Raw genomic sequence first — 24,532 nt, forward strand, 5'->3', positions numbered from 1 at the left:
TACGCCCCAGCGTAATTGCGTCTGGATTTTTTCGAGCCCGCTCGAAAAGCTCCTCTTCAAAATCCATGACATCTGCCGGGGCATTTATCTTGATTCAGTGGCGTTTGAACGCCCACTGAATCAAGATAAACATTTGTACTATTCTTATTTCTAGTATACATGGAATTTTCTCAGAAAGGATGTCCTCTTCATGACAACATCCATACACTCTCAGGATAGCTTTTGGCAAGGGGTAAAGGATTGTATTCCTACCTTACTTGGTTATATTAGTATAGGACTTGCATTTGGTGTAGTAGGTTCCGCTTCTGGACTCTCCATATTTGAAATTGCCTTATTAACGATTTTGGTCTATGCAGGCTCCGCACAATTTATTTTTTGTGCTCTGCTTTTAACTAATGGCCCTGCCACTGCTATTATTGTAACCATTTTTGTCGTCAATTTACGCCATTTACTAATGAGTTTAACGATTGCGCCACATTTTACACAGTATTCATTATTGCGCAATATTGGTTTTGGCACATTATTAACAGATGAAACATTTGGCGTTGCTGTCACAAAGCATATGCAAACAGGTAAACTTTCAGGCAAATGGATGGATGGACTGAATATCACTGCCTATTCCTTTTGGATTTTATCCTGTGTGATTGGTGCATTTTTAGGGAAATGGGTAGCTACTCCTGAAAAGTGGGGGTTAGATTTTGCTTTAACGGCAATGTTTATCGCTCTTTTAATTTTACAATTAAGCAGTGTAAACAAATCAAAAATTATGCATTATCTCTCCTTAATTGGCTATATGGCGCTTATTATGTACGGCCTATCTTACATTGTGCCTTCACATGTGGCTGTTTTATTGGCAACTGTGATTGTTGCAACAATCGGGGTGGTGACGGATAAATGACAACTTCTTATATGATTTGGTTAATCATTGGCTGTGCCCTTGTCACATGGCTACCGCGTGTCATTCCCTTTATCTTTGTAAGATCAATCCAATTACCTGCTGTTATGTTAAAATGGCTAAGCTATATTCCTATTTGTATTTTAAGTGCATTGGTCATTGAAAATTTACTTGATACAGAAAGCCAATCATTTGTCACATTAGATTGGCCGATTTTTCTCACATTTATACCAACTGTCATCATCGCACTGCTAACAAAAAGTTTATCCATCACCGTGATTACAGGCGTTATGATAATGGCTCTTGTACGATTTTTCGTGTAAAAAAGCCAGTTCTAAGCCATTTTGGCACTCACGCTTTCGCACAATAAACATTTGTCGAATGTCTACGAAACTTTGTCGATTGTCTACATAATTTTGTCGAATATCTCCAAAGTCATGTCGAATATCTACGAACTCCTGCTCTATATCATAAAAAGGACGTATCTCAACATATTTGTTCAGACACGTCCTTTTATCAACATTATTCTCGTGGCTCTGCTAAAAGTAATCCGATGCGATAATGGTCATTACTATAAATGACATGTTGCGTTAGTCGCACTTCATTATTATGATCGAGCACTTCTAATCGACAGTGTGCCGCATTTAATTGTAATGCTTCATATAACTCACGTTCAGTAAAAATGGTATGTCCATTTACTTTACGAATGCACTCACCCGCTAATAGCCCCATTTTTTCAGCAGGCGAATCAGGAAGTACAGCCGCAATGATTGCCCCTTTTGTACTTGGTGCAACAGCATACAAATCCGTTTGTTCCCGACGTCGGTATACAATCGCTATCACAAAACGAATAATGCCACCTATTGCCAATGTTAAAAAACCAACTAAAGGTTCAAAAAAGGCAATAAGTCCACCTAATACAATTAATAAACCTAATGTCAGCACCGATTTGCCTAGTTTTGCAAATACGATGGTTGGTAACTCTCTTCTCGCTAACTTCGTAAAGCCAATCACAATTGGAAAGAATACAAATGCAAAGCGATGTTCACCTAATGTAAACTGTGGCCAATATGGCTGTACCGCAGCAATCGCTTCACCTGGTAGTACAAAAAATATAGGTAATAGCCAAATATTACGTGAGCGATATACAATAGCCTGCATACCACGCTTTGTCTTTTCAATACGAGGCGTTGTAACCTTTAAAGCAGCTCGTTGAATAAGTAACCCTTCCGCCACAACACTTAAACCTGCCAAAAGGGTAATTGTAATAATAGCACCATTCGCTAAATTCATGCCCTCTAGTGAAATTTTCCACCATGAAAATGTCCATTGGTAATGGTACATCAACCATATAGCCAATGTCGCAAGCCCCATTGTATAAATCGGTGATAATGCGTTAATGAAAAATACAATCAATGCAAGTGCTGAAACAGCCATGACGATTATTAAAAAATCTTGAGGTACAGTTAACCCTGCAGCTCCACTCACAATAGATATAAATAAGGCATATAACCATCCATATTTCCATTGGCCAACAACTTCTGTCCATCCCCAAACAATACGTCTATTAAAAAATTGGCGTTCTTGTTTTACACGAAGATAGCCAAGTAAAATTGCCAATAAAATAGCAATATACACTACTGGATTTAATAAGAAGCGGCCAATAGCTGTGAAAATTTCTATTATTATATTACCAATCATCCAAACACCCGCCGTTTCTAAGCTACATACTATCTATTAATTGTATCAAACGACCGACCGCTTGCGTAGTATCCATTTGACCTGTTTTCATTGCAATTACATCTGCTTTTGTAGAAATAGGTAACAATATTTCTACAAAAAACGACCATTCAGATACGGTTCGAACGCCTCATCTGAATGGTAAATTTCATACTATTGTTCAATATTATGCAATAAAAAACTGATAGCCATTTGGAATTGCAAATCATTTTGACGGTCAGCTTTATAATTTTTCAATGTTTCATTTAAACTATTAAAAAAGGCCGAATCCATATAAAAATCGTTCTCTAAATTTGGTAAGTTTTTTTGCTCTCTATACAGCTGCACAGCCTCCTGTGTTGTATCATCCATATAACCGTCTACACGCCCTACTTGATAACCTAATTTTTGCAAAGCATTTTGAGTATAAGCAATTTCCTCGCTCATATCACCTTTTTTAAATTGACCAGATAGCGGGTGCATTTGGAAGGCAAATAATTCATTTTGTTCAATGACTAAATTTGCTTCAATTCCTTGTCCATGAATCCATTCTCTTTTCGGTGTTAACCATTTTTTTGTAGATAACTTTAACTCCCCACCATTGGCAAGTGACCATGATTCTTGTACAGTTCCTTTACCAAAGCTTTTCACACCTACAAGAGAGGCACGTCTCCAGCCTTTCAGTGCTCCACCTAATACTTCACTAGCTGATGCACTTCCTTCATTTTGTAAAACGACAATCGGTATTTTATTCATGGCATGCACATATTTTTCATCAAAACTCTGTGCTTCTGTTTTTAAAGGCTCCATAGCACCTTCAGCATTTTGCATATATGCAAATACTTTACCATTCTCTAGTAATGTACTAAGTAATGCTGCGACACTATGTAAATAGCCACCTGGATTATCTCGCACATCAATTACTATGCCTTGAACATCTTGTCTAAGCAATTTAGTCGTTTCAGCTACCCACTCATTTGCCGTTTTTTCACCAAATAATGAAATACCTACATAGCCAACTGTTGTATTTTCAATCTCCAGCACTTCACTGGACACTGTTTTATTAGAAATAGCCGCACGTTCCATTGTCATTTTAATATGCTTATCTTCACTTGGTCGATAAACAACAATTGTCACCTGTGTACCCTTTTCTCCCTGCATCAATCGCATTAATTCGCTCATCTTTTTCCCGTCCACACGCACATCATTTACTTGTACAATTTCATCCAATGGACGCATGCCTGCTTTGTCTGCTGGTGATGAACGAACAGGTGATACAACAATAAATTTACCATTGTTTTCAGTTAGCTCAATCCCAATCCCAACTCTTTCTTCTGCTAACATTTGTCGATGCTGTGCCGCTTCTTCTTTTGAATAATATGTGCTGTACGGATCTTTAATAGCGTCGGCCATCCCACGCAACGCACCCTCTACCAATGCTTCTTTTTTCGTATCATACACCGATTTTTTCTCAATCAACGTTAATGCTTCATTAATGGATTCAACTTCTGTTACTGTTTTTTGTTCGCTTTCCCCTATATGAAACCAATCAAAATAAAAGCCACTTCCCACTAACAAACTACTAGCTAGCACACCTATACCAGCCATGATTTTACGCAATGCTTCCCTCCTTCGTCTTGTCTATTGTATGAGTGTTAGATTAACAATTATGCCTTTTGATTCCTGTATTCCACATCATGTTATTACTCCAATTCATCCACATATTGTTGCAGCATATCTACATTCATCGGGCCTTTAATAGCTCTTTGAATAATTCCTTTTGAATCAATAAAGTACGTCGTTGGAATTGCTATAATTTGATAAGTTGAACCTGCTACATGATTAGGATCCAGCAAAATAGGAAATGTCAGTTCGAAACTATCTTTAAATGTCATGACCGTATCAATTTTTGCATCCTCTGTCACATCACGTTCCTCTTTTGTTAAGTTCACAGCTAAAATTTCAACATTGTCCTTTTTAGCATGTTGCTCGTAATATTCCTGCATATGTGGCATCTCTGCTTTACACGGTGGACACCATGTTGCCCAAAAATTCAAGACCACTTTTTTGCCACGTAAATCCTGTAAGTTAATGTTCTCACCATCTAAACTTGTTAATGTGATAGCTGGGGCTGTATCACCATTTTTCAAACCAATTTCACGTTCATCTAACTCTTTCCCTAATGAAACATCTTCAATTTGACGCTCTTTTTCAATTTGTTGCTTCACTATCGAGCCCACCATAACAGCAATTAACACAACGATTACAAGCAATCCAATATTTTTTTTCATGCGAAACCTCCATTACTTACTATACCACTACAAAATCTAAACGTTGCAAGGCTATCATCTACAGTCTATTTCACACTACTCTTTGACATGCCTCACTGCTATCTTAAATGTAACATTCCCTATTTATTATAGCATGTAGATTTCTCCATAAAAATAAGCCTCAGCCATGAAGCAAGCTGAGACTTATTTTTATATTATTGAATTTCTACAATAGACTTATCACCATGTTTAACAGTCCCTTGCTTCATTACTGTCACACTCTGTCCTTCTACGAGATTTGTGAAAATAATAGGTGTAATCGATGATGTTGCATGATTTGTAATATAATCAAGATCCACTTCTAGTAATGGTTGCCCCGCTTTCACTATATCCCCCTCATTAACAAGTGTTTTGAAGCCTTCACCATTCAATTTCACCGTATCAATACCAACATGAATTAAAATTTCATAGCCATTATCCGCTACAATACCAACTGCATGCTTTGTTGGGAAAATATTATGAATTTTACCGTCTACTGGTGAAACGACGATTCCTTCTGATGGCTTAATCGCAAAACCATCCCCCATCATTTTCCCTGCAAAAACAGGATCAGGGATTTCTGTAATCGATAAAAGCTCCCCTGACATTGGTGCTACTAATTTCTCTGCCATGTTGGCTTGAGAAGCTCTTGCTACAACAGGTGCTTCCTCAACAGCTTTTTCTACTGTACGTGGGTTACGTCCCTTCATAATATCAGCAATTTGATGACGTAAATTATCTGATTTCGGACCAAAAATGGCTTGGATATTATCTCCTACCTCAAGTACACCTGCTGCCCCAAGCTGTTTTAAACGTTTCTTATTTACGTTTTTGCTATCATTTACGGAAACGCGAAGACGTGTAATACAAGCATCTATGCTTCTAATGTTTTCCTTACCACCCATTGCCTCTAAAATTTCATAAGGTAGCTCACTTGCAACAACAGTTGATTGTTCAATATCTTCCTCATCTTCTGCCTCACGTCCAGGTGTTGCCAAATTAAATTTACGAATCGCAAAACGGAACCCGAAATAGTAAATAACTGCAAATACAAGACCTACTGGAATAACAATCCATGCGTTTGTTTGTGGGTTAATCAAACCAAATAATGTGTAGTCAATTAATCCACCTGAAAATGTCATACCAATTTTTACATTCAATAAACTCATAATCATAAAGGATAGTCCTGCAAAAACAGCATGTACAGCAAACAATGCAGGTGCTACAAATAAAAATGAAAATTCAAGTGGCTCTGTAATCCCTGTTAAAAATGACGTTAATGCTGCTGAAGCCATAATACCTGCAACTACTTTTTTACGCTCTGGACGTGCCTCATGATAAATAGCAAGTGCTGCTGCTGGCAGACCGAACATCATAAACGGATATTTCCCTGTCATAAATGTACCTGCTGTCAAATCTTGCACACCATCTTTAATTTGCTCCATAAAGATTGCTTGGTCACCACGCACTAAATCTCCAGCGATGTTTGTATATTGACCAAACTCGAACCAAAATGGCGAATAGAAAATATGATGCAAGCCAAATGGAATAAGACTACGTTCAATAACACCAAATACAAAAGCTGAAAGAGCCAAATTCCCATCTAATAAAAAGTGAGAGAATGTATCAAGACCATGTTGAATTGGCGGCCATACAAAAATTAAAATCAAGCCAAGCACAACCGCTGAGGCTGCTGTAGCAATTGGCACAAAACGTTTACCTGCAAAAAATCCTAGATACGAAGGCAACTCAATATTGTAAAACTTTTTATACATAAAAGCAGCGACTGCCCCTAAAATAATACCACCAAATACACCTGTTTGAAGGGATGGAATACCAAGAATCAATGCATAGGCAGGATCGCCACTTTCTAATACTTGTGTAGTGCTTAGTTGTAGTGCAGTTCCCATTGTCGCATTCATAATCAAGTAACCAACGATAGCCGCCAAACCAGCAACCCCGTCACCCCCAGCTAAACCAATTGCCACACCAACAGCAAATAAAATGGGAAGGTTACCAAAAATAATGGCACCTGCTTCTTCCATGACGGACGCTATATAAACTACCCAATCCGCTGTCAAAAATGGCGCAAAATCTGTTAACACAGGATTTTGCAATGCGTTCCCAAATGCTAGCAATAAACCTGCAGCTGGTAAAATCGCAACAGGAAGCATTAGCGCTTTACCGATTTTTTGTAATTGACCAAAAAGCTTTTTAAACATACTCTTTTCCTCCTTTGATAGATGTTTTTTCAATGCTTCAGACAGTTAGAGACGAAAAAAAGGCATGAGGAAAGAAGATACGAAAGAATAGTCGGCATTTATTAACCACTATTTCCTTACATCTTCTTTACTCATGCCTGATCGTATCAGTAACACGTAAAGTTTTATTTTACTTTTGTTTGAATTCGCTGTAAATGCATTGTTAAATAAACTGCTTCTGCATCATATACAGGCTTCTTCAATGTCTGTTGCATTATTTTAATTAATTTATAAGATAGATTATAGCACATTGGATATTCCAATTTCAATAAGTCTGCAATTTTTTCTGGTTCATCCACTTTTTCCCCACTAACAACACGCTCAATCGTATAACGAATATGACGAACCAGTCGCATATAATCAAGGCTTTCTTTATCAAGCTCTATTGCAAAGCTTGCTTCAATCATTCGGACAAGTGTAGCTAGAAGCTCAGAATGTCGGCTAACATCATGGACATCTTTATCTACCATCGCGCTATGTATATGCAATGCAATAAAACCAATCTCACCCTCTGGAAGACTGATTGTTAATTTGCGGCTAATTAATTGCGTCACTTCAGTAGCAACCTCATATTCAAAAGGATACAGTGCCTTCGTTTCTAATAAAAAAGGATTACGAATCCCCATACCACGTATAATTCGATTCACTGCAAACAATAAATGATCGGTTAGCCCAACATGAATATGCTCATTCAATGGCTCGGCAACACGCGCACGAATCAGCTCCACAGCTTCAATAATCACCTTTAATGTTTCATCATCTAAATGGGGTAATAATTTTTTATACTGTTCTTGCTCACTTTGATCTTTCATAACAAACAACTTTTCCACGGTACTATTCACAATGGCATCTCCCTGTTGGCGACCAAAGCCAATGCCTCTGCCAATAAGAATCACTTCTTCTCCATCTCTCGTTAATGCAATTAGCACGTTATTGTTTAACGCTTTTTTAACTTTAAAATTCACCATAACACACCCCATTGCGGTTATTTTCAATCAGTATAGCATGGACCTTTTACAAAATAACACCTATTTTTATATGCACACTAAACAATATACCACATCATTTTTACAGAAATTACAGTATACAAGAGGTTCTGTCCAGCAAAAAAAGCTATACATTCACATGCTGAAAAATGTGAATGTATAGCTTTCAGTTACATTATAACGGAATATATTTTAACGGATTGACACTACCTACAGCTTGTCCACGCCAAGAGCCAATATGCACTTCAAAATGTAGATGCGGTCCTGTTGAACGACCTGTGCTACCCATTGCTGCAATTTGTTGACCTTGTGATACTTCTGTACCAACACTTACATTAAACGAATTCAAATGAGCATAAACGGTTGTGTAAATTTCACCTTCAATAGAATGTGTAATAATGACAACATTACCATATGAGCTAAGTGGTGCTGCATAGGAAACAACACCGTCAGCAGCGGCCCAAATTGGTGTCCCTGTTTGATTAGCAAGATCGACACCATAATGGAATTCAGGTCCTGCCCCAATATTACGCCACCCATATGGAGATGTTAAACGACCATTCGTCGGCTTAATCCATGTTCCATCAGATGCTGGCGCATGAACTGCTGAATTACTACCATTCGCTCTTGCAGCAGCGGCAGCCGCAGCTGCTGCCTTTCGTTTTGCCTCTTGTTGACGAGCGACTTCAGCTAAACGATTTTGCTCAGCAACAATTTTTTGTTGTAATTCATCACTAATATCAAGTGCCTCTGAATATTGTTTCTCCAATAACACTTTTTCTGATTTTAGTTTTTCTTGCTCTTTCTCTAATTGGTCAACTAAGCTATTTTTCTCTGCTTTTTGCCCACTTAAAGAAGCTTTTAGGCGATCCAACTCTGCCTTTTTACCTTCAAGATTTTGTCTTTTATTCTCTAATACTTGTTTTTGCTCTTCTAACGTTTGTTTATCTTGTTTTTGGTCACGAATAATTTGACGATCTGCTTCAAAAATTGTGCTCACCGCAGATACACGGTCAATAAAATCGACAAAACTATTTGAACCAAGTAAAACATCTAAATAACTAACAGAACCACTTGCTTGAATAGCACGTACACGCTCTTGTATTAAAATATCACGCTCTTCAATTTTGCGTAATAACTCTGCAATCGAGGCTTCTAACGCTTCAATTTCTTTATTTGTCAGACGAATCTCTTCCGTCACATTTGCTATATTCGCATTCGTTTTCTCAATTTCAGCATTCAATGTTTGAATTTGATTGAGTAATTGCTGTTGCTTTTCTTCATTTACCGTAATGGCACTTGTTTTATTTTTAATCGATGTATTTAATTCATTTTTCTTTGTTTCTACCTGTTTTTTTTCATCTTTTAAATCTGATAATGTTGTCGCATAGGCAGTGGGTGTTTGAATCAAAAGAAATAATGCAGATACTGTTGCAAGTATTTTGACTGAGCTTTTCACCGTTGGAACTCCCTTCTCGATATACTAAATTTTTAAAAACTTTCTTACAGACATAAAGCTTCCCCATACACCAATCAACACGCCAATGAGTATAAGGAGCCCACTCACTTGATAGACGAGAGGTGAAAAACTTAGCATTTGAATCAGTTCTCCCTCTAAACGTGGTTTCACAATTTTATAAATGTTATGGTAAAGTGTTGCGACAACAGCGATAGGAATAATAGAGCCTAAAATACCAAGCCACATACCTTCCAAAACAAATGGAATTCGTACGAAGGAATTCGTTGCCCCTACCAATTTCATAATTTCAATCTCATCTCGACGAGCAATAATGGTAATACGAATCGTATTTGAGATAAGGAAAATGGCTGTAAATAACAGTCCAACGATTAACACTAGTCCCACATTTCGACTAGTATTTAGGAATTTGAACAGCTTTTCTACTTTGCCTTCCCCATATTTCACATCGAATATGTAATCAAATTTAGCTATTTTTTTTGCCACTGCTGCTGTCTTCTGTGGCTCTTTCGCCTTTACATAAATAACATTTCGTAATGGGTTGCTTTGCTCTACAAGTTTAAAATCTTCCCCAAAATCCTTCACTAACTTCTTTAATTCATTTTCTTTCGTCGAATAGGTCATTTCCTCAATGTCTGGCAATTTCTCGATTTTATCCATCAGCTGTTTTTCAGCAGCTTCATCGGCTGTTTCATCAATTAATACTTTTATTTCAACATCATTTTCTAAATCATCAGCTACTTTATTTAAGTTCATCATAATGACTGCAAAGACGCCGACAAGCAGTAATGTAACTGTTACGGCACTCACGGAGGCAATTGTCATCCAACTATTTCGTCCCAGCGATTTCACACTTTCTCTGACATGGCGGTTCAACGTTCTAAATTTCATAACCGTATTCACCTCCATGCTCATCACGCACGATCATACCACCCTCAATCGCAATGACACGACGACGAATCGTATTTACAATTTCACGGTTATGTGTAGCCATTACAATCGTTGTTCCACGAGAATTAATTTCTTCAAATAAATTCATAATCTCCCAAGATGTTTCAGGATCTAGATTCCCTGTCGGCTCATCGGCAATGACTACTTTTGGTATATTTACAATCGAGCGTGCAATCGACACACGTTGCTGTTCACCACCAGAAAGCTCGTTCGGAAACATTCTTGCTTTGTGTTTTAGCCCTACTAAATCTAGTACTTCCATCACACGACGACGAATTTCTATAGGTTCTTTCTCAATTACTTCTAAAGCGAATGCTACATTTTCATAGACATTTAAACGAGGAAGTAATTTAAAATCTTGGAATACAACACCTAATTGACGACGCAAAAATGGTACTTTTTTATTTTTTAATGACGTTAAATTAATTCCATTGACAATAATTTCTCCAGAAGTCGCTCGTTCTTCACGATACATTAGTTTAATGAATGTCGATTTACCTGCACCACTTGGTCCTACGACATAGACAAACTCACCTTGTTTTATGTTTACAGAAATCCCATTTGTCGCAACGACACCATTTGGGTACTTCTTCATCACATTTTTCATTTCAATCATGTTTTAAACCACCTAAAATTCTTAGCTATGTAAGAAGTATTTCATTACCTATTATAGCACTCTATTTCTATTTGTTTATTACATTTTCATTTCATTACATGGTAGTTCTTGCTATTTCCCTATTTTTTTTACACAGAAAAATCAAATTTCCGTCAAAATCTAGCAACAAAATAAATATTTTATGACAAATAAATTCTCAGCTCAGTTTGCAAAGTATTATCACTAAGAATGTAAACTAAGCACTTTACATTCAATCAAACCATTCATTTTACTTTAACGCGAAAAAACACGCAAGCTCATGTGAGAGCTTGCGTGCTAAAAGCAAGATTAAATTTGTTGCTCATCTGTTGTTGTATAACGTACTAACACTGAGCCCGTTTTAGATTCACCTTCAATAAATAGGCGATTCGCATTTTCAACTTCTTTATCAAAACGGACAACCTTTGATAAAAATTGATCTTGTGATTCTAATTTCTTCACATCTGCAATGCCAATATCTACTTTGCCAAAGTTTGTGACCGCTTTTCCACTTAACGACATCGTGCGTGGAACATACAATTCAACAGAGCCAGCGACAGTTTGTGCCTTGATTTTGGATGAGTTAGTGGAGCAAGTTGTGACTACGACATGTCCATTAACAGATTTCGCTTCTACCTCATCAAGTGCCCCATCAATATACACACGGCCATTTAATGTTTCTGCTTCTAAATCTTTACCACGGATTTGGAACAATTCGATAGAGCCATTGGAAGAATCAATTTCAGCATTATCAAAGTTAAATTTAGCACCTTTGATTGCTCCATTTAATGTTTTCACTTTCAATTGCTCATACGATACATCTTGTAATGAAACATGACCATTCATTAAACGGACAGATAATTTTTCGAGCTTATCTTGCGGTACTAGCACCCTCACATTGACTTGCACCAATTTCAATTGGCTTAAAATGCGCAATGTTTGTTGTTCTTCCTTCACAATAAATTGCTCTAAAAAATGTGCACGAGTAGCTTCTTCACTATCATTTGTCAATGGTGCCTTCACCTTACAAATAACTTGGATGCTCTCACCTTCGCCTTGTTCAATGGAGAAATGACCGTTTGGTAACTCGACTACGATATTCTCTACAGGTGTAGCTATTTCTTCTGTATGTGTAAATTCGATTTTATCACCAAATGGAGATGTGATATCGAATTCCTTTACTTTTTTGACAGCCGTATTCATCATATCCATAAATAATGAGCCGATTTGTGTTAAATCTTTACGGAAATCTTGAATCTCATCTTGGAAATACTTAGCGAAATCTGTATCTTTCTGTTGTTCTTCAAATAGAGACTCCTCTTTTGATGGCTCCTCTTTTGTGATTGGTTGAGTAGACTTGCCAGGTTGCTCTAATGCTTCTAATAATGTAATCGCCTCTTGCGCTGAAATCGTTCCTTTTTCCACAAGCTCTAAAATACGTTGACGTTCATTTTGCATAATATAATAGCCTCCTCAGGTCGTTATACTATTAATACGCATCTACTTATGAAAGGTTTCATTTTATCCACAAATTCATTTACTGCGACTACTAGCCTCTGCAAGAACAGTATCCATTCTCAAACGATCCCGAGCTAGTATTGGTCTCAAATACTTCCCTGTATAAGAGCCTTCTACTTTCACGACTTCCTCTGGTGTACCTGTAGCAACAATCGTACCACCTTTATCGCCACCTTCAGGACCTAGGTCAATAATATAATCTGCTGTTTTAATAACATCTAAATTATGCTCAATAACTAATACTGAATCACCGTTTTCTACTAGACGTTGCAAGACAACTAATAAACGTGCAATATCATCTGCATGTAAACCTGTCGTTGGCTCATCTAAAATATAAAATGACTTACCATTTGAACGACGATGTAATTCAGAGGCTAATTTAACGCGCTGTGCCTCACCACCAGATAATGTCGTAGCAGGCTGCCCTAATTTCATATAGCCCAATCCAACATCGACAATTGTCTGTAGTTTACGCTGAATTTTAGGTATATTTTCAAAAAAGATAACGGCATTCTCAATCGTCATATCTAAAATTTCTGCAATATTTTTATCTTTATATTTCACTTCTAATGTTTCGCGATTATAACGATTACCATGACATACTTCACATGGTACATAAACATCTGGTAAGAAGTGCATTTCAATTTTAATAATGCCATCTCCACGACATGCTTCACAGCGTCCACCTTTCACATTAAAGCTAAAACGACCTTTTTTATAGCCACGTACTTTTGCTTCATTCGTTGTCGCAAACACATCACGAATATCATCAAAAACACCTGTATATGTCGCTGGATTCGAGCGTGGCGTACGACCAATTGGTGATTGATCAATATCAATGACCTTTTCAAGTACTTCCATACCCGTTACTTCTTTATGTTCACCAGGCTTTACTTTAGAACGATTCAATTGCTGTGCTAATGTCTTATATAAAATTTCATTAATCAGCGTAGATTTTCCTGAGCCCGAAACACCTGTAACCGCCACAAATAAGCCTAATGGAATATCTACTTTGACATTGCGTAGATTATTTTCCTTTGCTCCTTTAATAGATAGCTTACGTCCATCTGGTTTACGTCGCTCTATAGGTAGCGGAATAAATTTTTTGCCGCTTAAATATTGTCCTGTTAACGATTGGTTATTTTCCATTACTTCCTGTGGTGTACCTGCTGCCACAATTTGCCCACCATGCACACCAGCCCCTGGACCAACATCGATTAAATAATCTGCTGCTAGCATTGTATCTTCATCATGTTCTACTACAATCAATGTATTCCCAATATCACGCATATTTTTTAATGTACTAATAAGACGGTCATTATCACGCTGATGTAAACCAATCGATGGTTCATCCAAAATATATAAAACACCTGTTAAACGTGATCCAATTTGTGTAGCCAATCGAATGCGCTGTGCCTCACCACCCGACAATGTCCCAGCAGCTCTACTCAACGTTAAATAATCTAGTCCTACATTTACAAGAAAGCCTAATCTTTCTTCAATTTCACGCAGTACTAAACGTGCAATTTGCATATCCTTTTCCGATAGTTGTAGATTTTTGAAAAATGTATCTGCTTCTTGAATTGAATACTTTGTCACTTCTCCAATATGCTGATCTGCTAATTTCACAGCTAATGTCTCAGGCTTTAAACGATAGCCTTTACAAGATGGACACGCCTGCTGTGTCATATATTTTTCCATCTGCTCACGTACATAATCAGATGTGGTTTCTTTAAAACGACGTTCTACGTTGCGCACAACGCCCTCAAATTCAATCATTTGATCACGAACATTGCCAAATTCGTTTTCATAATGGAAATGAATTTTTTCTTGACCTGAGCCATATAAAATTTTATCCATCTGTTCTTTTGGCAAGTCTTTCACAGGAACATCCATTGGAATGTGATAATGCTGACATACCGCCTGTAATAATTGTGGATAGTATTGTGAACTTGTTGGCTCCCATGGTGCAATCGCATGATTTAATAACGTACGTTCCCAATCTGGTATGATTAATTCTAAATCGACCTCCTGTGCTGAACCTAAGCCATCACAAGTTGGACAAGCACCAAAAGGACTGTTAAAGGAAAACATACGTGGCTCCAGCTCACCGATTGAAAACCCACATAATGGACATGCATGGTGTTCGCTAAATAATAATTCCTCATGCTCCATCACATCGACTAACACACGCCCATCCGCTAATCGTAGTGCTGTTTCTAAAGAGTCACTCAAACGAGCTGCAATGCCTTCTTTCATCACAACACGATCCACCACGACCTCAATGGAATGCTTTTTATTTTTATCAAGCTCAATCGCATCATCTAGATCACGCAATTCCCCATCAATCCGCACACGCACAAAGCCTTGTTTCTTTAAATCCTCTAATAACTTGACATGTGTACCTTTACGTCCAGTTACCATTGGCGCTAATAGCTGCATTTTCGTTCTTTCAGGATAGGATAATAGACGATCCACCATTTGCTCAATCGTTTGTGATGTAATCTCAATGCCATGATTTGGACAAATAGGCTTACCAATACGTGCATATAATAGCCGTAAATAATCATAAATTTCTGTTACCGTACCAACTGTTGAGCGAGGATTACGGCTTGTTGTTTTTTGATCAATGGAAATAGCAGGAGATAAGCCTTCAATCGCATCGACATCAGGCTTATCCATTTGACCAAGAAATTGTCTAGCATAGGCAGACAATGATTCTACATAGCGGCGTTGTCCTTCTGCATAAATCGTATCGAATGCTAATGATGATTTCCCTGAGCCTGATAAACCTGTTAAAACAACTAATTGATCACGTGGTATTGTTACATCAATATTTTTTAAATTATGTGCACGAGCTCCCTGCACAATGATTTCAGTATTTTTCACAAGTCATTCACCCTTCTACTTTCAGTTCAAATATCGTATCACGCAATTCAGCAGCACGCTCGTAATCGAGTGCCTTTGCTGCCTCTTTCATTTCGATTTCTAATGATGCGATGAGCTGTTCTCTTTCTGCCTTCGTTAATTTTTTTCCTTTTGTCGCCTTTGTAGCATAAGTCGCCTCTTCTTCAGCCACTTGTGTTGCACGAATAACTTCAGGAATTTTCTTCACAATTGTTTGCGGAGTAATACCGTGTTTCTCGTTGTAAGCCATTTGAATGGTACGACGACGCTTCGTTTCATCAATCGCCTTTTTCATGGAATCTGTCATATGATCCGCATACATAATGACATGACCATTCGCATTACGTGCAGCACGTCCGATTGTTTGTATAAGTGAACGTTCTGAGCGTAAAAATCCTTCTTTATCTGCATCTAAAATAGCTACAAGTGATACTTCAGGAATATCTAACCCTTCTCGTAATAAATTAATCCCTACTAACACATCATATGTGCCTTTGCGTAGCTCACGAATAATTTCAATACGTTCAAGCGTTTTAATTTCTGAGTGTAAGTATTCCACCTTTAAGCCCATTTCTTTCAAATAGGTTGTTAAATCCTCTGACATCTTTTTCGTCAATGTCGTCACAAGCACCCGCTCATTACGTGCAATTCGGTCTTGAATTTCATCGATTAAATCATCAATTTGCCCCTCAATTGGACGTACCTCAATTTGTGGGTCAAGTAATCCTGTTGGACGAATAATTTGTTGTGCCATTTTGGGTGTATGCTCTAGCTCGTATGGACCTGGTGTTGCAGATACATAGATAGCTTGATGAACACGCTCATCAAATTCTTCAAAGCGCAAAGGACGATTATCTAAAGCAGATGGTAGACGGAAACCATGCTCTACTAGCACACCTTTACGCGCTTGGTCACCATTATACATTCCTCGAACCTGTGGCAATGTCACATGACTTTCATCTACCACAAGTAAAAAATCATCTGGAAAATAATCGAGCAATGTATATGGTGTTGCACCCGATTCACGTAGTGTTAAATGGCGTGAATAATTTTCAACACCTGAGCAAAAACCCATTTCTCGCATCATCTCTAAATCATAGCGTGTTCGCTGCTCTAAACGCTGTGCCTCCAATAGCTTATCTTCCGCACGCAATAAAGCGAGGCGTTCTTCTAGTTCCTGTTCAATATTATCAATCGCTTTACGCATCTTTTCTTCTCGTGTAACGAAGTGAGAGGCTGGAAAAATAGCCACATGGTCTCGTTCTGCAATAATTTCACCTGTTAAGGCATTTACCTCTCGGATACGGTCGATTTCGTCACCGAAAAATTCCACACGAATACAATGCTCATCACGGGAAGCTGGGAAAATCTCTACCACATCTCCACGTACACGAAATGTTCCTCGTGTAAAGCTAACATCATTACGCTCATATTGTACATCTACTAACTTGCGTAACAATTGATTGCGCTCAATTTCCATCCCTGTACGAATAGATACGACCATTGCACGATATTCTTCTGGAGAACCTAAACCATAAATACACGATACAGAAGCAATAATAATGACATCATCACGCTCAAATAACGCCGATGTAGCAGAATGGCGCAATTTATCGATTTCATCATTGATACTCGAGTCTTTTTCGATATAGGTATCTGTTTGTGGAACATATGCCTCTGGTTGATAATAATCATAATAACTAACAAAATATTCAACCGCATTATTTGGAAAGAACTCTTTAAATTCGCTATATAATTGCCCTGCCAATGTTTTATTATGCGCCATAATCAATGTCGGCTTTTTTACTTGCTGAATAACATTAGAAATCGTAAATGTTTTACCTGTCCCTGTTGCACCAAGCAAAGTTTGATGACGCTTCCCTTCACGTACACCTTCTACTAATTCCGCTATTGCTTGTGGTTGATCGCCATTTGGTTGATATGGTGCTTGTAAATCAAATGTTTGCACAGTTATTTCAGCCCTTTCCGTTATCTTTGTATCTCTAGTTTAGCATAGCCCAACAAAAATATCGAATTTTAACGAACGAATGTTTGTGAACATTTTCAAGTTATTTAGTATTTATTTTTACATACAAAAACCCACTCTCTTATGAGCAAGAAAGTGGGTACAGGTTGATTATTCAGTTGTTTCTTCACGTAGCATTTGTAATTCAGCTGCATATTGCTGGAACGACTGCTTATCTCTATTATCGAGTGCTACATCAATTAATGCTATCAGCTGTTCTTGACGATGTATACGCTGGATGTGATTTAAAAATAAATCCAAATAAATCTCGTCCAATAATTTTTCTGCCTCATCAACCTCATTGGAATGACCGACTGCTCTTAAAAAATCTGTGTACGAATATTGTTTATCCAACGTCCTCACCTCAATCCTTTTCTAAATTATATGTAAAGTCATATAAAAAGGCAATATAAAAAGACTGAAAATTTATAAAATTCATAATTATGATGAAGGAATTTTGCCCAAATCTTACTAGTAAAAGCACTTTTTTTTATACGATTTTTGCCTTTATTAAGATTTTGGTAAATAGCAATACACCTCTACACTATGAGCAATAAAGAAGAAAGGGAGGCTATATATGCCATCAAATTATGCAAATGGATACTTAATGTCTTTTAACACTTATTTATTGGAGCCTGTCCCACATGGCTCTAAAACTTTCACACGGGTCATTGATAAACACAATGAACTGATCATTACACGGAAACCAATGCACATATTGCGGAAATCTTGTATTTCATTAGGAACAACCTATGAAGCAGCAAAATACTCAGCCAAACGCTTTTTTGGCAATCAACATAAATTACCTATTGTTGTTGCGTATGATTATGGTTTTCCTTGCATCTTTTTACCAACCTATTCACCAAACTCCATTCATAATATTTGGATTGGTCTACATGCCATCATTAATATTAAGCCAAGTAAATTAGGCTGTATTGTTACATTAAAAAATAATCAAGATATCGAATTACCGATTCAATACGCTTCGATTAGTAAACAATTTGTCAATGCCTCTATGCTGTATAAACACTATATGAATGAGCGCAAGGAGATTCGCGAAAATACAACACATTACCATCCTTTTTTTGAATGAATGATGCCCATTTTTGAGAAAAATCGATTAAAATAGAGGTGATTATATATGACTAAACAAATACTGTGTCACATTCCATTGTCAAAGCTATTAGATTTAAAAGTAGATTTTGCCTTTAAACAATTGTTTGGCAGTGAGCGTAATCAAGAAATTACTATTGCCTTTTTAAATGCTATTTTACAGCGCACAGACCGTGATGTAATGAAAGAAGTCGTATTTTTAAGCCAAGAAGTTGGTGGAGAATATAATGAAGATAAACAATCTAGATTAGATATAGTCGTCAAAACACAGGCTGGAGAATATATTAATATTGAGATGCAACTAGGAAACAAACAAAGTATGTTCAAACGTACGATGTTTTATTGGGCTAGACTGTATGTTGGGCAATTGCAACGTGGACAAGGTTATCATGCACTTGCTCCCACAATTACGATCAATATTTGCAATTACACATTACTTACAGACACCCCACACTACCATAGTACCTATCACTTGTATGAGGATCTAACTGGTCAACGTGTTAGCGCAAAAAATGATGTGCTTGAAGTACATTTTATCGAAATCAATAAATTTTTAGCAGCATGGTTTGCAGACGAAGTAACACATGTAGATAATGGATTAGTTAGATGGCTGATGCTTTTAAGCATGGTCGATGCTCGTCATCACCGCGTATATGATGAAATTTATCAAAAACTGGAGGAATTAGCGATGAAGGACAACCATTTACAGCAAGCCTTTAATGCATGGGAAGATATGAGCCAAACGCCCGAATCCATTATTGCCTACCAATCTCGCTTGAAATATATTATTGATGAAGAAGCAAGTATAGTGGACGCAAAGCAAGCTGGGATTGAAGAAGGTTTAGAACAAGGTATCGCTCAAAAAAATAAAGAAATCATTCTGACAGGCTTGCAAAACAATGTGCCAATCGACACATTAGCCCTATTAACAGGATATTCAGTCGAACAAATACAGCAGCTGTACCAAAAATAGTCATTATAAAGTATACTATCCCCTCAAAATGTCTCTTGAGGGGATAGTTAATTAACCTATTTTAGAACGTAAATAAGCATGGATAAATGGATCTAAGTCACCGTCCATCACTGCCCCTACATTACCTGTTTCCTCACTTGTTCGATGGTCTTTTACCATCGAATAAGGATGGAAAACATAAGAACGAATTTGTGAGCCCCAACCAATGTCCTTTTGCTCACCACGAATTTCATCTAGCTGTGCTTGTTGCTTGTCTAACTCTAGCTGATACAATTTTCCTTTTAACATCGTCATTGCTTTTTCACGGTTTTTAATTTGTGAACGTTCTGCCTGACATTGAACAATTGTACCTGTTGGAATATGCGTAATACGAACGGCTGAGTCCGTTGTATTAATATGCTGTCCGCCAGCACCTGTCGCACGATATGTGTCAATTTTTAAATCCTCTGTACGGATGTCAATTTCAATATTGTCATCAAATTCTGGCATGACATCACAGGATACAAACGAAGTATGACGACGACCTGAAGAATCGAACGGTGAAATGCGCACTAAACGATGGACACCTTTTTCAGCCTGCAAATAACCATAAGCATTATGTCCCTTTATCGATAATGTCACAGATTTAATACCAGCCTCATCACCTGGTAAATAGTCTACAGTCTCTACTTTGAAGCCACGTTTATCCGCCCAACGTGTATACATGCGCAACAGCATAGAACCCCAATCCTGTGATTCTGTACCACCTGCACCAGGATGAAGCTCTAAAATCGCATTATTTTGATCATATGGCCCACTAAGCAACAATTGAAGCTCGAAGTCACTCATTTTTTGCTGAAATTCTACTAGTTCTTTGCCTAATTCTTCTTGAAGCTCTTCATCTGGCTCTTCTCGTAAAAGCTCTAATGTCATATCTAAATTTTCGTGTGTTTCTGCTAAATCCTTATACTCATTGACAATGGACTTCAATCCATTACTTTCATTAATAACTAACTGTGCCCCTTGTTGATCATCCCAAAAACCAGGCTCTAGCATCATTTCGTCTAACTCTTGAATACGTGCCTCTTTATTTTCTAAGTCAAAGAGACCCCCTAAAGTCCACCAATTTTTTGGCTGTAGTATCTAATACATTCCGTACCTCTGATAATTCTATCATTGTAAAATCCTCCGAACATTTTTAATCAGGTTAGTTATACACCTATATCTTTTTATTATAACGCTAGATACGGAATTTCAACACCATGTTATTCAAGTAAATTTTTTTTACGTATTTCTAATTTATATTTTAATAAAAAGGCTCTTTGCATCCGATATTCAAGGGCCTTCACACTCATATCCACCGTTCTTTCTCTACCATTGGTAAAAATAATTTTTGTTCTTTTTTTATCAACAATGCCATAGTCATAAATATGATGGACAGCATACCAAGCACATTCACGATGCCATGGAGATTTACTTGGAAACCATAACTTTTCATATACAAGTATTGGATTTTTATTTAATTTACCTAATATTGTTTTGGAACCTTCACAAGCTCCTTTTAAACTGGAGCCAAAGTAACGTAAATTAAAATCCATTAATTTTGTTGGTGCCATTGTTGATATATATTCGCCATCCTTCTCAATCACATTTGTGTTCAAATTTCCAAATTCATCATAGACAGGTTCATATAACATCGTTTCGCTATTCATAACATCCTCAGTATCCATTGCTATTCCACCTCATTAACTTTATGTTTATTTTTGTTAATAAAAGAAATATACTAAGTGTATATTGGTATACGCCAATACACATCCTCGAGTGAGTCTGCCCAGACAATTCTGCTCGAGGATTTTTTTGTAACTCCACATGAACCACCACCTTTCTTATCAATTAAAGTATTTATCCCTATTTTTCACATAAAAAAGAAAATAGAACGAAAAGTCTGAATATTAAAATTATTGTATACTCATATTTTCCAAATGTCTATTAAAAATTACTTTTATACCTATAAATGAAAATAAAATAGACAAAAAAGACCATTAACATATAGTTAAATGGTCTTCTTTCTCTTATTAGGCTTGTGCTGCGCCATGGCAATTTTTAAATTTCTTGCCACTTCCACATGGACACATATCATTACGTCCAATATTTTCAGCTTTGCGAAGTGGTTGTTTTTTTGGTGCTGGAGCTCCGTCTTCCTTCGGGTTCACTGCTTGACCCTTAGCCACTTCCTCACGCTCTAAATTATGTTGGATTTCTGCTTTCATTGCATATTTTGCAACATCTTCTCGGATGGATGCAACCATATCCTCAAACATCGCGAAGCCTTCCTGTTGATATTCGCGAAGTGGGTCATTTTGTCCATATGCTCGAAGATGGATTCCTTGACGCAATTGATCCATCGCATCAATATGATCAATCCATTTTGTATCAATTGAACGTAATAAAATAACTTTTTCAAATTCACGCATACGCTCAGATGTCAATTTTTCCTCTTTTTCGTCGTAACGTGTAAAGACAGCTTCTGTAATTAGTCCATTGATGTCCTCAGCCGTTTTTCCTTCAAAATCTGCGACTGTTAAAATTCCTTCATCTAACAAATTCGCCGCTACTACATCCTCGATTGCTTTTAAATGCCAATCTTTTGGTTCCCCTTGCGTATGCAAGCTTACAATGTTATCGATTGTTTCACGAATCATCGACTCAACAAGGATACGCATATTGTCTGTTTCCAGTACGTCATAGCGCTCTTTATAAATAATTTCACGTTGTTGACGTAATACATCATCATATTGCAATAAACGTTTACGTGCATCAAAGTTATTACCTTCTACACGTTTCTGTGCAGATTCTACGGCTCTTGATACAACTTTAGATTGTAATGGCTGTGCATCATCCATTCCTAAACGCATCATCATCGATTTCATATTATCTGAACCGAAGCGACGCATTAATTCATCCTCAAGTGATAAATAGAATTGCGTTACCCCAGGATTCCCTTGACGTCCTGAACGACCACGTAGCTGATTATCGATACGACGAGATTCATGACGCTCTGTACCAATAACAGCCAAACCACCAAGCTCTAATACACCTTCACCAGGTTTAATATCCGTACCACGACCTGCCATATTTGTTGCGATTGTAACAGCACCCCTAGTACCCGCATTCGCAATAATTTCAGCTTCACGTTCATGATTTTTCGCATTTAATACATTATGTGGAATTTTATGTTTATCCAGTAGCTTAGAAATAATTTCAGATGTTTCAATCGCTACTGTCCCTACAAGTACAGGTTGTCCCGCTTGATGACGCTCTGCAATATCAGCCGCAACAGCCTTATATTTGCCATCCATCGTTGCAAAAATTAAATCAGGACGGTCATCACGTGCAATTGGCTTATTTGTTGGAATCGCAATAACATTCATATTATAAATATTGCGGAATTCCTCTTCCTCTGTTTTTGCTGTACCTGTCATACCTGATAGCTTTTGGTACATACGGAAATAGTTTTGGAAGGTAATTGTCGCCATTGTCATCGACTCATTTTGAATTTCTACACCTTCCTTGGCTTCAATCGCCTGATGTAAACCATCCGAGTAGCGACGCCCTTTCATTAAACGCCCCGTAAAACCATCAACAATGACAATTTCGTCATCCTGTACAACATAGTCCACATCATTATGCATACTCACATGTGCTTTTAATGATTGATTAATGGCATGGTTTAAACGAACATGTGTTAAGTCGAATAAGTTATCAATTCCAAATGCTTTCTCTGCTTTTTCAACACCAGCATCTGTTAATGTAACACCCTTTGTTGATTCTTCATATGTGTAATCTGTTTCTGCATTTAACATACGGACAAAAGCATTGGACTGCTTATAAAGCTGTGCAGATTTCCCAGCTTGTCCTGAAATAATTAACGGTGTACGTGCTTCATCGATTAAAATGGAGTCCACTTCATCGATAACAGCATAATGTAAAGGACGTTGCACACGCTCTTCTTTATATAACACCATGTTATCACGTAAGTAATCAAAGCCTAGTTCATTGTTTGTACTATAGGTAATATCAGCTTCATAAGCCTCACGTTTTTCTTCTTTTGAGAGGCTGTTCAAATTCAAGCCCACAGATAGGCCTAAGAAATTATACAGCTGTCCCATTTCAGCAGCATCACGACCTGCTAAATATTCATTGACTGTAACAACATGCACACCTTTCCCAGTAATGGCGTTCAAATATACGGACATTGTAGCTGTCAAGGTTTTCCCTTCACCTGTTTTCATCTCTGCAATATTACCTTCATCAAGTGCTGCTGCCCCCATAATTTGTACACGGAATGGATACATACCAAGCACACGCTTCGATGCTTCTCGACAAACAGCAAAAGCTTCTGCACGAATCGAATCTAGTTGTTCTCCATCAGCATAACGTTTTTGAAAATCAGCCGTTTTTGCTTGTAATTGTTCATCAGACAGTTGCTCCATTTGTGAAGCAAAGCTTTCTACTTGGTCTGCGATTTTTTCTAATTTTTTCAACTCACGTTTATTGAAATCAAAAATTTTATTTAATAAGTTTGCCATGAACTTTTTCACTTCCTATATAGTCTCAACTTTCATTTTACCATTGTATAACAGTTTCATGCAAATACTGTGCGACAGCGCCATGAAACATAGCGACAGCAGACGTTTTATGTACCGAAAACGAAGTGGCAGGTACAACAGATGTTTTATGCACAGAAAACGAGGTGGTAGGTACAACCAATAGTCCACCTAGAT

At 37.4% G+C, this 24,532-nt stretch carries 20 protein-coding genes; 4 read left to right on the plus strand and 16 right to left on the minus strand.

The features are described 5' to 3' along the window. The first annotated feature begins 190 nt into the window (after positions 1-190). Positions 191-898, plus strand: coding sequence for an AzlC family ABC transporter permease (locus OPF91_RS04460; protein WP_264987480.1), 708 nt, complete (start codon positions 191-193; stop codon positions 896-898). Then, positions 895-1,218, plus strand: coding sequence for an AzlD domain-containing protein (locus tag OPF91_RS04465; RefSeq protein ID WP_264987482.1), 324 nt, complete (start codon positions 895-897; stop codon positions 1,216-1,218). The genes OPF91_RS04460 and OPF91_RS04465 overlap by 4 nt, the downstream gene beginning before the upstream one ends. Positions 1,219-1,417: 199 nt before the next feature. On the opposite strand, the gene OPF91_RS04470 is transcribed toward OPF91_RS04465, so the two are convergent. The 12 genes from OPF91_RS04470 to OPF91_RS04525 form a co-directional block, all read right to left on the minus strand. Then, positions 1,418-2,596: a PDZ domain-containing protein gene (locus OPF91_RS04470; protein ID WP_264987483.1), complete on the minus strand. Its 1,179-nt coding sequence runs from the start codon at positions 2,594-2,596 to the stop codon at positions 1,418-1,420. Positions 2,597-2,788: 192 nt separating this feature from the next. Then, positions 2,789-4,234 carry a S41 family peptidase gene (locus tag OPF91_RS04475; RefSeq protein WP_264987484.1) on the minus strand — a complete coding sequence of 482 codons (1,446 nt, stop codon included), beginning with the start codon at positions 4,232-4,234 and terminating at the stop codon, positions 2,789-2,791. Between the two features lie 83 nt (positions 4,235-4,317). Beyond that, positions 4,318-4,905: a peroxiredoxin family protein gene (locus OPF91_RS04480; RefSeq protein ID WP_264987485.1), complete on the minus strand. Its 588-nt coding sequence runs from the start codon at positions 4,903-4,905 to the stop codon at positions 4,318-4,320. 194 nt (positions 4,906-5,099) lie between these two features. Next, positions 5,100-7,145, minus strand: coding sequence for a glucose-specific PTS transporter subunit IIBC (gene ptsG, locus OPF91_RS04485; RefSeq protein ID WP_264987487.1), 2,046 nt, complete (start codon positions 7,143-7,145; stop codon positions 5,100-5,102). 164 nt (positions 7,146-7,309) lie between these two features. Next, positions 7,310-8,152, minus strand: coding sequence for a glucose PTS transporter transcription antiterminator GlcT (glcT, locus tag OPF91_RS04490; RefSeq protein WP_264987488.1), 843 nt, complete (start codon positions 8,150-8,152; stop codon positions 7,310-7,312). 193 nt (positions 8,153-8,345) lie between these two features. Beyond that, a complete protein-coding gene (locus OPF91_RS04495; protein WP_264987489.1) occupies positions 8,346-9,629 on the minus strand; it encodes a murein hydrolase activator EnvC family protein in 1,284 nt (427 codons plus the stop codon). A 24-nt stretch (positions 9,630-9,653) separates the two neighbouring features. Next, entirely contained in the window at positions 9,654-10,538 is an 885-nt protein-coding gene (gene ftsX / locus OPF91_RS04500; RefSeq protein ID WP_264987490.1) for a permease-like cell division protein FtsX, read from the minus strand. After that, complete coding sequence (ftsE, locus tag OPF91_RS04505; RefSeq protein WP_264987491.1) at positions 10,528-11,214, minus strand: cell division ATP-binding protein FtsE; 687 nt, start codon at positions 11,212-11,214, stop codon at positions 10,528-10,530. Before ftsE ends, ftsX begins: the two co-directional genes overlap by 11 nt. A 327-nt stretch (positions 11,215-11,541) precedes the next feature. After that, positions 11,542-12,690 carry a DUF4097 family beta strand repeat-containing protein gene (locus OPF91_RS04510; RefSeq protein ID WP_264987492.1) on the minus strand — a complete coding sequence of 383 codons (1,149 nt, stop codon included), beginning with the start codon at positions 12,688-12,690 and terminating at the stop codon, positions 11,542-11,544. Positions 12,691-12,765: 75 nt separating this feature from the next. Continuing rightward, positions 12,766-15,639 carry an excinuclease ABC subunit UvrA gene (gene uvrA / locus OPF91_RS04515; RefSeq protein ID WP_264987493.1) on the minus strand — a complete coding sequence of 958 codons (2,874 nt, stop codon included), beginning with the start codon at positions 15,637-15,639 and terminating at the stop codon, positions 12,766-12,768. Positions 15,640-15,646: 7 nt separating this feature from the next. Beyond that, positions 15,647-17,626: an excinuclease ABC subunit UvrB gene (gene uvrB / locus OPF91_RS04520; RefSeq protein ID WP_264987494.1), complete on the minus strand. Its 1,980-nt coding sequence runs from the start codon at positions 17,624-17,626 to the stop codon at positions 15,647-15,649. 168 nt (positions 17,627-17,794) lie between these two features. Further along, positions 17,795-18,037 carry an IDEAL domain-containing protein gene (locus OPF91_RS04525; RefSeq protein ID WP_264987495.1) on the minus strand — a complete coding sequence of 81 codons (243 nt, stop codon included), beginning with the start codon at positions 18,035-18,037 and terminating at the stop codon, positions 17,795-17,797. Between the two features lie 223 nt (positions 18,038-18,260). On the opposite strand from OPF91_RS04525, the gene OPF91_RS04530 reads away from it, so the two are divergent. Both OPF91_RS04530 and OPF91_RS04535 read left to right on the plus strand, forming a co-directional pair. Then, on the plus strand, positions 18,261-18,776 hold the full coding sequence (locus OPF91_RS04530) for a competence protein ComK (RefSeq protein WP_264987496.1): 516 nt from the start codon (positions 18,261-18,263) through the stop codon (positions 18,774-18,776). 48 nt (positions 18,777-18,824) lie between these two features. Next, the gene (locus OPF91_RS04535; RefSeq protein ID WP_264987497.1) at positions 18,825-19,769 is read left to right on the plus strand and encodes an Rpn family recombination-promoting nuclease/putative transposase; all 945 of its coding nucleotides are present in this window, start codon (positions 18,825-18,827) and stop codon (positions 19,767-19,769) included. A gap of 51 nt (positions 19,770-19,820) precedes the next feature. On the opposite strand, the gene prfB is transcribed toward OPF91_RS04535, so the two are convergent. The 4 genes from prfB to OPF91_RS04555 all read right to left on the minus strand — a co-directional run bounded on the left by prfB (position 19,821) and on the right by OPF91_RS04555 (position 24,518). Beyond that, a protein-coding gene (gene prfB, locus OPF91_RS04540; protein WP_264987878.1) for a peptide chain release factor 2 occupies positions 19,821-20,922 on the minus strand; the annotation gives its coding sequence in 2 pieces (ribosomal slippage) (positions 19,821-20,849 and positions 20,851-20,922; 1,101 coding nt in all). Between the two features lie 91 nt (positions 20,923-21,013). Continuing rightward, positions 21,014-21,478, minus strand: coding sequence for a competence protein ComK (locus OPF91_RS04545; RefSeq protein ID WP_264987498.1), 465 nt, complete (start codon positions 21,476-21,478; stop codon positions 21,014-21,016). A gap of 345 nt (positions 21,479-21,823) precedes the next feature. After that, positions 21,824-24,337 (minus strand): preprotein translocase subunit SecA, encoded by a 2,514-nt coding sequence (secA, locus tag OPF91_RS04550; protein WP_264987499.1) that lies wholly within the window; start codon positions 24,335-24,337, stop codon positions 21,824-21,826. A 37-nt stretch (positions 24,338-24,374) separates the two neighbouring features. After that, entirely contained in the window at positions 24,375-24,518 is a 144-nt protein-coding gene (locus OPF91_RS04555; RefSeq protein WP_264987500.1) for a hypothetical protein, read from the minus strand. Between the last annotated feature and the right edge of the window lie 14 nt (positions 24,519-24,532).

Origin of the sequence: Lysinibacillus piscis (assembly GCF_026012395.1) — a bacterium.
GTDB lineage: Bacteria > Bacillota > Bacilli > Bacillales_A > Planococcaceae > Lysinibacillus > Lysinibacillus piscis.

What these genes read in the sequence shown, in the direction of transcription:
- ptsG (WP_264987487.1), bottom strand. Translation starts at nt 7,145, where the DNA reads ATGTTTAAAAAGCTTTTTGGTCAATTACAAAAAATCGGTAAAGCGCTA.
- ftsE (WP_264987491.1), bottom strand. Translation starts at nt 11,214, where the DNA reads ATGATTGAAATGAAAAATGTGATGAAGAAGTACCCAAATGGTGTCGTT.
- OPF91_RS04480 (WP_264987485.1), bottom strand. Translation starts at nt 4,905, where the DNA reads ATGAAAAAAAATATTGGATTGCTTGTAATCGTTGTGTTAATTGCTGTT.
- ftsX (WP_264987490.1), bottom strand. Translation starts at nt 10,538, where the DNA reads ATGAAATTTAGAACGTTGAACCGCCATGTCAGAGAAAGTGTGAAATCG.
- OPF91_RS04465 (WP_264987482.1), top strand. Translation starts at nt 895, where the DNA reads ATGACAACTTCTTATATGATTTGGTTAATCATTGGCTGTGCCCTTGTC.
- OPF91_RS04545 (WP_264987498.1), bottom strand. Translation starts at nt 21,478, where the DNA reads ATGGATACTGAGGATGTTATGAATAGCGAAACGATGTTATATGAACCT.
- secA (WP_264987499.1), bottom strand. Translation starts at nt 24,337, where the DNA reads ATGGCAAACTTATTAAATAAAATTTTTGATTTCAATAAACGTGAGTTG.
- OPF91_RS04535 (WP_264987497.1), top strand. Translation starts at nt 18,825, where the DNA reads ATGACTAAACAAATACTGTGTCACATTCCATTGTCAAAGCTATTAGAT.
- OPF91_RS04460 (WP_264987480.1), top strand. Translation starts at nt 191, where the DNA reads ATGACAACATCCATACACTCTCAGGATAGCTTTTGGCAAGGGGTAAAG.
- OPF91_RS04510 (WP_264987492.1), bottom strand. Translation starts at nt 12,690, where the DNA reads ATGCAAAATGAACGTCAACGTATTTTAGAGCTTGTGGAAAAAGGAACG.
- OPF91_RS04470 (WP_264987483.1), bottom strand. Translation starts at nt 2,596, where the DNA reads ATGATTGGTAATATAATAATAGAAATTTTCACAGCTATTGGCCGCTTC.
- OPF91_RS04530 (WP_264987496.1), top strand. Translation starts at nt 18,261, where the DNA reads ATGCCATCAAATTATGCAAATGGATACTTAATGTCTTTTAACACTTAT.
- glcT (WP_264987488.1), bottom strand. Translation starts at nt 8,152, where the DNA reads ATGGTGAATTTTAAAGTTAAAAAAGCGTTAAACAATAACGTGCTAATT.